The following is an 11,453-nucleotide window of genomic DNA, read 5'->3' on the forward strand; positions in this document are numbered from 1 at the left end:
CCCTCCATCTGTGGTTGCTCCGATGGTAACGCTCTTTGCCGCCGCAAGGCAAGCGGTGCCGACAGGTCAGGGTCGCATCCCGAAAGATTTCGACCGGATTCATCATTTCCTTGAAGATTTTTCCGTGTTCCCGCACGGCTTGCCCGTCGCGCGGCGCGGGAAACTGCGATACCCCGTGCAGCGGGGGAAGACGGGTCGCCTTCTGCCCGCGCCATGTCGAAAACCGACATCGCCTGTCGTGGTTCGGCGCTATCAACAGGGTCAACACAACGCGAGGGAATCATGCCCGAAGTCACCATCGTCTACTGGCGCGATATCCCGGCGCAGGTGATCGTCGGCAAGGGCCGGCGCGGATCGAAGGTCCAGCTGACCGAACGGTTCGAGCAGGCCATCGACCGCTGCGCCATGAAGGTGGGCGCGCGCGACACCGACAGCTATCTCGCCGAATGGCGCAAAGCGCCGCCCTATGAAGTGGATGGTGATCCGGACGAGATCGCCAGGGCCGAAGCCGCAAGGCTGGAGACCGAGTTCGACACCGCGCGCCTGAAGGCGCTGATCGATTCCGAAGGTTGGGCGAAGGCCTGATCCATTGACCCTGAGGGAGAGCCTGATGGCCCTGTTCAACTTCCGCCGCGAGGCAGCCGCCCCCGCACCGAACGCTCCGGCCGAGATGGAAGCGTTCCTCAAGGGCTTTTCCATCGAGGTGATGCCGCGCACCGCCGAAAAGGTGGAAAGCTTCCGCGACATCCTGCCCGCAGGCACCCGCGTCTACATCGCCCATATCGACGGCACCCCGATCGAGGATATGGTGGCGACCGCCAGGCGCCTTAACGCCGAAGGGTTCCCCGTGATGCCGCATTTCCCCGCGCGCATCATCAAGGACAAGGCGACGCTGACCGACTGGGTCGCCCGCTACAGGGGCGAGGCCGATGTGAAGCAGGGCCTGATCCTGGCGGGCGGCGTGGCGCAGCCGGTGGGCGACTTCCACACCTCCATGCAACTCCTTGAATCCGGGGCCTTCGACGGCTTTGAACGGCTGCACGTCGCGGGCCACCCCGAAGGGAACAAGGACATCGACCCCGACGGTTCGGACAAGATGGTGATGGAAGCCGCGCGCTGGAAATCGGCCTTCGCGGAACGCACCGATGCGAAGATGGCCATGGCCACCCAGTTCTGTTTTGAGGCCGACCCCGTCATCGCCTGGGTGGACCGGCTCAAGTCCGAAGGGATCGCCCTGCCCGTCCATATCGGCGTGGCGGGGCCTGCGAAACTCCAGACGCTGATCAAATTCGCCATCGCCTGCGGCGTCGGTCCCTCGCTCCGCGTGCTGCAGAAGCGCGCGATGGATGTGACGAAACTCCTGCTGCCCTATGAACCCACCGAATTCGTGGGCGCGCTGGCGGCGCACAAGGCGAAGAACCCCGATTTCGGGATCGAAGCCGTCCACTTCTTCCCCCTTGGCGGCATCAAGACCAATGCCACCTGGACAACCGAAAACGGCGGCGCCTCGGGCCGTCCGGCAAACGCCTAAGAAAAAGGTTCAACGATGACCCGTACCGTCCTGGAATCCAAAACGAAAACCGTGATCATCGGATTCGATGAACCCTTCTGCGTGATCGGCGAACGCATCAACCCGACGGGCCGCAAGAAGCTGGCCGCGGAACTGGAGGCGGGCAATTTCGAAACCGTCATCAAGGACGCGCTGGAACAGGTCGCCTGCGGGGCGACGGTGCTGGACGTGAATTCGGGCGCCGTCTTCACCAACAAGATGGCCGAAGACCCGCGCTATGCCGACAACAACTTTGTCGAACCGCCGCTGATGAAGGCGCTGATCGAGATCGTGCAGCAGACGGTGGACGTGCCGCTCTGCATCGATTCGTCGGTCCCCGCCGCGCTGGAAGCGGGCCTGGCGGCCTGCGAAGGCCGCCCCCTCTTGAATTCGGTCACGGGCGAGGAAGAGCGGCTGGAACTCGTCCTGCCGCTGGTGAAGAAATACAACGTCCCGGTCGTGGCGATCTCGAACGACGATACCGGCATCTCGCCCGACCCGGATGTCCGCTTTGCCGTGGCGAAGAAGATCGTGGAACGCGCGGCCGATTTCGGCATCCCGGCGCATGACATCGTGGTGGACCCGCTTGTGATGCCGGTGGGCGCCATGGCAAGCGCGGGCCAGCAGGTCTTTGCCCTGGTCCGCCGCCTGCGGGATGAGCTGGGCGTGAACACCACCTGCGGCGCGTCGAACATTTCCTTCGGCCTGCCGCATCGCCATGGCATCAACGGGGCCTTCCTGCCCATGGCCATCGGCGCGGGCATGACCAGCGCGATCATGAACCCGGTCCGCCAGCAGGAGATGGAGGCGATCCGCGCCGCCAACTTCCTGATGAACCACGATGCCAATGGCGGCGAATGGATCCGCTTTGCCAAGGTGCTGGAAGCCGTCGAAGGCGGCATGACCTTTGCCGAGGCCTCCAGCGCGGCATCCCAGGCCGCCGGGGGCCGCCGCGGCGGCCGTCGCGGCCGGGGCTGATTAACCCTTTCGCAACCATGGGGCGGCTAGGCTTCGCCCCATGCAGACCGTCAGGCAATCATCGTCAGATACGTGGATCCGGCTGATCTTCTCGGCCAAGGCGGCGGATGGCCATGTCATCCGCCGCAATGTCACCTGGATCGACCGCGAGGTCGGGCGTGAGCGTTTCATCGCCGAGGTGCGCCAGCGCGGGTTTCACCTGATGCAGACCGCCGACCAGTTCATCGTGGTCTGCCATTCCGGCCCGGTGCATCTGCTGTTCTGACAAGGCCGCAGGGCCAACGAATTTTCTGCGAAAATTCAGGCCCTGCACCTCTGATTTTTCGCAGAAAAATCGTTGAGGTGCGGCTAACCTGAGGGGGTGACATCGCGCAAGGAAAGCCCCCCATGCCTGCCCCTCTTTCCGGCATCACCATCCTCGATCTGACCCATGTCCTTGCCGGGCCCTTCTGTTCCTCCACCCTGCAGGATCTGGGCGCGCGGGTGATCAAGGTGGAACGCCCCGGCACCGGCGACGACACCCGCGCCTTTCCGCCCTTTCGCGATGGAGAATCGGCCTATTTCGCGGCGCTGAACGCGGGCAAGCACTCCATCGCGCTTGACCTCAAGGCCGAAGGCGACCGCGCGCTGTTCGACCGGCTGCTTTCCCGGGCCGACATCCTGCTGGAAAATTTCCGCCCCGGCGTGATGGAGCGGCTGGGCTATGGCTGGGAGGCGCTGCAGGCCCGCCATCCGCGGCTGATCTATGGCGCGGTATCAGGCTTTGGCCATAGCGGCCCGGATGCGGGCAAGCCCGCCTATGACATGGTCGTGCAGGCGCGCGGCGGGGTGATGTCGATCACGGGCGAGGAGGGCGGGCCGCCGGTCCGGGTGGGGGCCTCGATCGGGGATATCGTGGCGGGGATGTATCTGGCGCAGGGGGTGCTGGCGGCGCTTTATGCCCGGGAAAGATCAGGCCGGGGGGCGAAGATCGACATCGCCATGCTGGATGCGCAGATCGCCATCCAGGAACACAGCCTGGCCATCACCGGCACGACGGGCGTTCCCCCGGGGCCCACCGGCGCGCGCCATCCCACGATCACGCCCTTTTCCACCTATCGCGCCGCCGATGGCTTTTTCGTCATCGCGGCGGGCAATGACGCGATCTTTGCCCGGCTCTCGGCGGCGCTGGATCTGCCGCTGGCGGGTGATGCGCGCTTTGCCAGCAATGCCGCGCGCTGCGAGAATGTCCATCTTCTGAAACGCTTGATCGAGGCGGTCACCCTCCAGCAGCCAGCGGATCACTGGATCGCGCGGCTGGAGGCGGCGGGCGTGCCCACAGGCCGGGTGCAGGACATGGCCCAGGCGATGCGCGACCGCCAGGTTCTGGCGCGCAACATGATCCTGCCCGTTGCCCCCCGCCCGGGCGGGCCGGAATTCGTGGCGGCGGGCAATCCGATCAAGATGACGGGCCTTGCCGAAGCGGCCGGGCGGCCGCCCGCGCCGGAACTGGACGGCGACCGCGCGGCGATCCTGGCCTGGCTTGACGCAGGCGAACCCTGATCCGACGCAATCCGGCATTGCAGGCGGCGCGGCGCGGCCTAGAACAGGGACGCGCAAGGAAACACCGGTGAACTCATGTCCGATCAAGACGATGCCCTCGTCATCTTTACCCCGTCCGGCAAGCGCGGGCGCTTTCCGCTGGGAACGCCCGTCCTGACGGCGGCGCGGCAGCTTGGGGTGGATCTCGATTCCGTCTGCGGCGGGCGGGGCATCTGCTCGAAATGCCAGATCACCCCCAGCTATGGCGATTTCCCCAAACATGGCGTGACGGTGGAAAGCGATGCGCTGACCGAATGGAACGCGGTGGAAGAGCGTTACAAGTCCAAGCGCGGCATGCTGGATGGCCGCCGTCTGGGCTGCCAGGCCAAGGTGATGGGCGATGTGGTGATCGACGTGCCCCCGGAAAGCCAGGTCCACAAGCAGGTGATCCGCAAGTCGGCCACCCAGCGCGACATCGTGATGGATCCCGCCACGCGCCTGCTTTACGTCGAGGTGGCCGAGCCCGACATGCACGAACCCACGGGCGATTTCGAACGCCTTGCCATCGCGCTGCGCGATCAGTGGCAGGTGGCGGATGTCTCGGCCGATCTGTCGCTGCTGCGGCGGTTGCAACCCGTGCTGCGCAAGGGGGAATGGAAGGTCACGGTTGCGCTGCACAAGGGCAACCATGACGCGACGCCCCGCATCCTGGACCTCTGGCCGGGCTTCCATGAGGGCGGGCTTTACGGGCTGGCCATCGACCTCGGCTCCACCACCATCGCGGCGCATCTCTGCGATCTGAAGGATGGGTCGGTGCTGGCCTCTTCGGGCCTGATGAACCCGCAGATCCGCTTTGGCGAAGACCTCATGTCGCGCGTCTCCTATGCCATGATGAATCCCGGCGGCGATGTGGAGATGACGCGCGCGGTGCGCGAGGCGATCAATGCGCTGGCGGCCTCCATCGCCGTAGAGGCGCAGGTGGACCCTGCCGCGATCTATGAGGTGGTCTTTGTCTGCAATCCCGTGATGCACCACCTGCTTCTGGGGATAGATCCGGTGGAACTGGGCCAGGCGCCCTTTGCGCTGGCCACCTCCGGCAGCCTGAGCCTGGATGCCCGCGATCTGGACCTGACCAATCTCAACCGCGCGGCGCGGGTCTATGTGCTGCCCTGCATCGCGGGCCATGTGGGGGCCGATGCCGCCGCCGTGGCATTGTCGGAAGAACCCAACAAATCCAGGGACATGGTCCTGATCGTCGATGTCGGCACCAATGCCGAGATCCTCCTGGGCAATGAAACCCGCGTCCTCGCCTGTTCCTCGCCCACCGGGCCGGCCTTCGAGGGGGCGCAGATTTCCAGCGGCCAGCGCGCAGCACCGGGGGCCATTGAACGGGTGGAAATCGACCCCGTCACCAAGGATCCGCGCTTCAAGGTGATCGGCAGCGACCTGTGGTCCACCGATGAAGGCTTTGCCGAGGCGACACGGCAGACCGGCATCACCGGCATCTGCGGATCGGGGATCATCGAGGCGGTGGCGGAACTGCGGCTGGCAGGCCTTCTCGATCCCGGCGGGCTGATCGGCAGCCCGGAACAGACCGGCACCTGGCGCTGCACGCCCGAGGGGCGGACGCACAGCTACATCCTGCATGATGGCAGCCTTGAGGGCGGGCCGCGGATCATGGTGACGCAGGGCGATATCCGCGCGATCCAGCTTGCGAAATCGGCGCTTTATGCAGGGGCGCGGCTGTTGATGGATACGATGGGGGTGGACAAGGTCGACCGTGTCACGCTGGCCGGGGCCTTTGGCGCGCATATCAGCCCGAAACATGCAATGGTTCTAGGCATGATCCCCGATGTGCCGCTGGAGAAGGTGACCAGTGCCGGTAATGCAGCCGGGACCGGCGCGCGCATCGCGCTGTGCAATGTGGCCGCGCGCAACCAGATCGAGGCGACGGTGCATCAGATCCACAAGGTGGAAACCGCGATCGAGCCGAAGTTCCAGGAACATTTCGTCAATGCCAATGCCATTCCGCATGCGACGGATCCCTTCCCCGAACTGAACGCCATCGTCACCCTGCCCGATGTCAGCTTCAACGCGGGCGGATCGGGCGGCGGCGAGGGGCGGCGTCGCCGTCGCGGTTGATCGGGCCTTTCCTTCTGCGTCTGTCGCCTTACAATGGCGGCAGGCGCGAAGCAGGAAGACAATGTCGGAAGACCCGGTAGCAGATCTGATCGACCGGGTGGCGCGGCAGGACCGCGCGGCCTTTCGCGAGCTTTATTCCCGCACCTCGGCGAAACTTATGGGCGTCCTTCTGCGTATGCTTGGTCAAAGGGCCGAGGCGGAAGAAGCGCTTCAGGAAGTTTTCACCCGCGTCTGGCTGCGTGCCGGGCGCTTTGACGCCACAAAGGGACGCGGCATGACATGGCTGATCGCCATCGCGCGCAACCACGCAATCGACCGCCTGCGCGCCCGCCCCGATGAGGCGGCCGACGCCGGGCCCGAGGCGCTGGATCAGCTGCGCGATGCCTCGCCCGGCGCGGAAGGCCGGCTGATCGCCCTGGGCGAGGCCGGGCGCATCGCCGATTGCTTCCAGACGCTGGAGCCAGACCGCGCCGAGGCCGTGCGCGGCGCCTATCTGGGCGGGCTGTCCTATGCCGATCTGGCGGCCCGCCATGACGTGCCCTTGAACACCATGCGGACATGGCTGCGCCGCAGTCTCCTCAAGCTCAGGGAGTGTCTGGACGCATGACGACCGACGATATCCCCCTGACCCCGCTGGAAGCCGATGACGCGCTGGCCGCGGAATATGTGCTGGGCGTGCTGGACATGGCCGAGCGCAGCGCCGCCGAGGCGCGGATGAAGCATGACAGCGCCTTTGCCGATCGTGTCGCCGCCTGGGCCACGCGGCTGGCCGATCTGGACGACGCCTATCCCGAGGTAGCAGCCCCCGAAGACATGTTGCCCCGGATCGAGGCGCGGCTTTTCCCGGTGGAACCGCCGCCCGCGCGCCGCCCGCTGTTCGGCTGGCTGGCGGGGCTTGCCACGGCGGCGGCGCTGGTCCTTGTGGCGCTGGCGCTGTTCCCGCCAGCCGCCCCCACCGCGCGGCTGGTCGCCACCCTGGGCGAGGCGGATGCCGCCCTGCGCTTCGAGGCGCGCTTTGACGGGCAGGCACTGACGGTGACGCGGGTCGCGGGCAGCGCCGCCCCGGCGGGGCAGGTGCAGGAAATCTGGATCATCGCGCCGGATGCGGCCCCCGTCTCGCTGGGCCTGATGCCGGGCGAAAGCCTGGCCGTGCCCTATCCGGCCGCCCCCACGGGCTGGACGCTGGCGGTCTCGGTCGAACCCGAGGGCGGCTCGCCCACCGGGGTGCCGACGGGGCCGGTCGTGGCGGCGGGCGTGATCACGGACCTGTGATCGCACTTTTTTCGGGGCGCTGAAACCTTCCCCAATGCGCTGCGTAGCTTCCCGGGCAAGGCAGGAGATCCTGCCGCAACCAAGGGAGATACCACATGAAACTCGGCTTTGCCTTCCCGGCCCTGATGCTGTCCGCAACCCTTGCCATGGCGGCAAGCGATGGCAGCGAAAACCCGATGGTGGGCGGCGCGCCCATGTTCTCGGACAAGAACATCGTGGAAAACGCCGTGAATTCCGCCGATCACACCACGCTGGTGGCCGCCGTTCAGGCGGCGGGTCTGGTGGAAACGCTGCAGGGCGCGGGGCCCTTCACCGTCTTTGCCCCGACCAATGACGCCTTCGCCAAGCTGCCCGCAGGCACGGTGGAAACCCTGCTCAAGCCGGAAAACAAGGATCAGCTGACCAAGATCCTGACCTGCCATGTCGTGGCGGCCAATGCCATGTCGACCGATATCGTGAAGATGATCGCCGACGATGGCGGCATGCACAAGATCGGCACCGTGGGCGGCTGCGAATTCACCGCCAGCATGGAAGGCGACGCGGTCAAGATCACAGATGGGCAGGGCAATGTCGCCACCGTCACCATCGCCGATGTGAAGCAATCGAATGGCGTGATCCATGTGATCGACACGGTTCTGCTGCCCGCGATGTAACCCGCGCAGGCTGCACGGGCCGGGCGGGGGACGTCACCCCCCGCCCGCGCCTGAAACGTCTCCGGTCAACCCTATCCTGTCCCCAAACAACGGGAGCCGGAGCGGGCAAGGGGAGTTTCCGCATTCTCGGGATTTCCCCTTGCCAACTCTCCCTGCCCTGCCCTTTCCTGCGGGCATGGAACGGCGCTTTCTCTTTCTTCTGTCCTCGGCCCGGAAGGGCGGCAATGCCGAATGGCTGGCCCGCCGCGCGGCAGCATGCCTGCCCACTGCCGGCCAGCACTGGATCGACCTGACCGATCCCCCCCTGCCCCCCTTCCGCGACCTGCGCCCCGGCTTTGCCAGGCCCGAAGGCCCGCTTGGCGCGATCCAGCAGGCGATGCGGGCGGCCAGCGACATCGTCTTCGTGGCCCCGGTCTACTGGTATGGCCTGCCCGCCCCGGCCAAGCTTCTGCTGGATCACTGGTCGGGCTGGCTGGATGCGCCGGAAACCGGCTTTGCCGACTGGGCGCCGGGCCTGACCCTGCATCTGATCACCACCCGCGCCGACCCCGATCCCACGGTGCCCGACCTGCCCGAAGCCATGCTGAAACGCTCGGCCCTCTGGCTGGGCATGCGCTGGGGCGGCGCATTGCACGGCATCGCCGATGCGCCGGGCGAGATCGCGGCCGATGGGGCGGCGCTGGCCGCCGCGGCGGGTTTCCTGACTGGAAACAATCCCTGACAGGCGCAGAGTCCGCTTGCCAGACAGACCGGGTCAGACCTACCCTTCCGTATAGGCTGTCCCTGCCCCGAGGTCCCCATGTCCCTGCGTGCCGCCGGTCTTGCCACCCTGTTCGCCCTTACCCTGCCCGCAAGCGCCCTCGCCGAGGGCCAGAGCATCATCGTGCTGGACGGCTCCGGCTCCATGTGGGGGCAGATCGAGGGGCGGCCCAAGCTTGACATCGCGCGCGAGGCGCTGGCGGGCGTGCTGCAGGGGGTGGACCCCGCCGCCGAACTGGGCCTGATGGCCTATGGGCACCGCGAAAAGGGATCCTGCGGCGATATCGAAGTGATCGTTCCCCCCGGCCCCGGCACCGCCGCCGCCATAACCGAGGCCGCGGCAGGCATGAAATTCCTGGGCAAGACCCCGCTGACCGAGGCCGTGCGCCGCGCCGCCGTGGAACTGCGCGCGACCGAGGCGAAGGCCACGGTCATCCTGATCACCGACGGGATCGAGACCTGCGACGCCGACCCCTGCGCGCTGGGGCGGGAGCTGGAGGCCTCGGGCGTCGATTTCACGGCCCATGTCGTGGGCTTTGGCCTGACGGCGGAAGAGGGGCGCACCGTCGCCTGCCTGGCCGAGAATACCGGCGGGCGATATATCGAGGCGGGCGATGCCGCCTCGCTGGCCGAGGCCTTGCAGACAACCGTCGCCGTGGCGGAACCCGAACCCGAACCCGCGCCCGAACCGGAACCCGCGCCCGAACCTGCGCCCGAACCGCAGGAGGTGGAGAATTTCGATCCCGTCCTGTTGCTGGCCGAAGGCGAGGGCGAGGTGGAAGAGGTGCAGGGCGCCTATTTCGACCTGCGCCCCCTGGCCGCGGATGGCACGGTGGGCGAGGTGGCGGGCACGACCCATGGCTTCGGCAGCGACCAGTATCCGCCGGGCAACTACCGTGTCGAGGCGCGGCTGGGCGAGGCTACGGCCAGTGCCGATGTGACGCTGACGGATGATGCGGTGGCGCGGCCCGTGATGATCCTGAATGCCGGGATCATCGCGCTGGAGCTGTTCATCAAGGAAGGCGAGCCCGCGCCGGGCGCCTATTTCGAATTCGCCGCCCCCTCGGGCGAGGTGCTGGCCTATGGCTATGGCAGCGGCAGCTTCGTCCTGCCCGCCGGGGATTATGCGATCAACACCCGGCTGGGCACGGCCGATGCCTCTGAACCGCTGGTCCTTGCCGCCGGGGAAAGGGCGGCGCGCGACATCGTGCTGGGCACCGGGCTGGCCGTGGTCGAGGCCTTCTATGCCGAAGGCCTGCAGGTCGAGGGCGGCGATCATTTCGTGCAGATCTTCCCCGCCAAGGCCAATCTCGACGGCAGCCGGAACGACATCGCCTATACCTATGGCGCGGGCGCGCAGTTCGACCTGCCGCCGGGCGACTATCTGGCGCGCGCCACCCTCGGCGAGGCCGTGGCCGAAAGCCCCTTCACGATCAAGCCCGGCGAACGCAGCGACATCGTGGTCGTGCTGAATGCAGGTGTGGCCGCGATCACCGCCCCGGGGGCCGAAGGCATCCGCTTCGAGACGGCAAAGGCCGATATCAACGGCAACCGCAAGGAGATGGGCTATACCTTCGGCGAAACCTATCAGACATGGGGTAATCGCGGGTCCTCGGCCTCCTAAGCCCCATCAAGACTAGCAGGGTGGCTGCTCCCCGATATGATGAAGACACGGGCTCACGACTGGACGGCGAGCCCAAACATCTGATGGAGAAAAGTCATGAAGGATTATATCGGTCTGGACGTTTCTATGAAAGAGACCGCTGTATCGATCCGGCGCAATGGGGAGCGTGTTTGGCGCGGAAAATGTGTCTCCGACCCTGCGGTCATTGCGCAGCTGGTACGCAAGCGGGCACCTGCTGTTGATCGGATCGTGTTCGAGACCGGCCCCTTGTCGGTCTGGTTCTATCATGCTCTCCGGGCCGAAGATTTGCCCGCCATCTGCATTGACGCCCGTCACGCCAAGTCAGCCCTCGACATGGCACCGAACAAGACCGACGCGAATGATGCCGACGGTCTGGCGCATCTTGCCGAGATTGGCTTTTTCCGGGAAGTGCGAGTTAAAGGCTTTGAAAGCATGCTGGTGCGGACCTTGATCGCGGCCAGAAACCGGCTGGTCAGGATCACAGTTGATCTTTCCAACCATATCAGAGGGTTCATGAAAACTTTTGGGCTGCTTATCCCGGCTGGCAAAGGCAGCACATTCGAAGGACACGTACGTCGCCTGCTTTCCGATCAACCAAAGCTGTCAGAAATCCTGCTGCCGATGCTCGACGCCTGGTGCGCAACCCGTCTGCAGGCCGCCCGACTTGCACGCCAGATTGCCGCAGAAGCCCGACAGAACGATGGTTGCCGGATCCTGATGTCGATCCCGGGAGTGGGCGCCATCACGGCGACATCGTTTGTCGCGGCAATCGAAAGCCCGGACAACTTCCAGAAATCCAGATCTGTTGGTGCTTGGGTCGGGCTAACGACCCGCCGTTATCAGTCCGGCGAAGTCGATTATAAGGGCCACATATCCCGACGGGGTGATCATCACCTCCGAGGTCTCCTATACGAGGCGGCATCCGTTATTCTGA

Annotated in this window: 12 protein-coding genes; all 12 read left to right on the top strand. The window is 66.0% G+C overall.

What is annotated here, in order from left to right; translation table 11 throughout:
- Nucleotides 1-282: 282 nt before the first annotated feature.
- Nucleotides 283-585 (top strand): virulence factor, encoded by a 303-nt coding sequence (locus G5V65_RS14725; protein ID WP_165051480.1) that lies wholly within the window; start codon nt 283-285, stop codon nt 583-585.
- A 25-nt stretch (nt 586-610) separates the two neighbouring features.
- Complete coding sequence (locus G5V65_RS14730) at nt 611-1,531, top strand: methylenetetrahydrofolate reductase (RefSeq protein WP_165051483.1); 921 nt, start codon at nt 611-613, stop codon at nt 1,529-1,531.
- 15 nt (nt 1,532-1,546) lie between these two features.
- The gene (locus G5V65_RS14735) at nt 1,547-2,527 is read left to right on the top strand and encodes a methyltetrahydrofolate cobalamin methyltransferase (protein ID WP_165051485.1); all 981 of its coding nucleotides are present in this window, start codon (nt 1,547-1,549) and stop codon (nt 2,525-2,527) included.
- Between the two features lie 40 nt (nt 2,528-2,567).
- Complete coding sequence (locus G5V65_RS14740; RefSeq protein WP_165051487.1) at nt 2,568-2,792, top strand: N-(5'-phosphoribosyl)anthranilate isomerase; 225 nt, start codon at nt 2,568-2,570, stop codon at nt 2,790-2,792.
- Between the two features lie 122 nt (nt 2,793-2,914).
- A complete protein-coding gene (locus G5V65_RS14745) occupies nt 2,915-4,069 on the top strand; it encodes a CaiB/BaiF CoA transferase family protein (RefSeq protein WP_165051490.1) in 1,155 nt (384 codons plus the stop codon).
- 75 nt (nt 4,070-4,144) lie between these two features.
- Nucleotides 4,145-6,190, top strand: coding sequence for an ASKHA domain-containing protein (locus G5V65_RS14750; protein WP_165051492.1), 2,046 nt, complete (start codon nt 4,145-4,147; stop codon nt 6,188-6,190).
- A gap of 61 nt (nt 6,191-6,251) precedes the next feature.
- A complete protein-coding gene (locus G5V65_RS14755) occupies nt 6,252-6,797 on the top strand; it encodes a sigma-70 family RNA polymerase sigma factor (RefSeq protein WP_165051494.1) in 546 nt (181 codons plus the stop codon).
- On the top strand, nt 6,794-7,462 hold the full coding sequence (locus G5V65_RS14760; RefSeq protein ID WP_165051496.1) for an anti-sigma factor: 669 nt from the start codon (nt 6,794-6,796) through the stop codon (nt 7,460-7,462). Before G5V65_RS14755 ends, G5V65_RS14760 begins: the two co-directional genes overlap by 4 nt.
- A gap of 95 nt (nt 7,463-7,557) precedes the next feature.
- The gene (locus G5V65_RS14765; protein ID WP_165051499.1) at nt 7,558-8,115 is read left to right on the top strand and encodes a fasciclin domain-containing protein; all 558 of its coding nucleotides are present in this window, start codon (nt 7,558-7,560) and stop codon (nt 8,113-8,115) included.
- A gap of 175 nt (nt 8,116-8,290) precedes the next feature.
- Nucleotides 8,291-8,836, top strand: a complete 546-nt coding sequence (locus G5V65_RS14770) for a flavodoxin family protein (protein WP_165051501.1) — start codon at nt 8,291-8,293, stop codon at nt 8,834-8,836.
- A 78-nt stretch (nt 8,837-8,914) separates the two neighbouring features.
- Nucleotides 8,915-10,498 carry a vWA domain-containing protein gene (locus G5V65_RS14775; protein WP_165051504.1) on the top strand — a complete coding sequence of 528 codons (1,584 nt, stop codon included), beginning with the start codon at nt 8,915-8,917 and terminating at the stop codon, nt 10,496-10,498.
- A gap of 96 nt (nt 10,499-10,594) precedes the next feature.
- The coding region (locus G5V65_RS14780) for an IS110 family transposase (protein WP_165051506.1) at nt 10,595-11,453 on the top strand (859 nt) is incomplete at its 3' end.

The organism is Paragemmobacter kunshanensis, from assembly GCF_011059185.1.
GTDB lineage: Bacteria > Pseudomonadota > Alphaproteobacteria > Rhodobacterales > Rhodobacteraceae > Paragemmobacter > Paragemmobacter kunshanensis.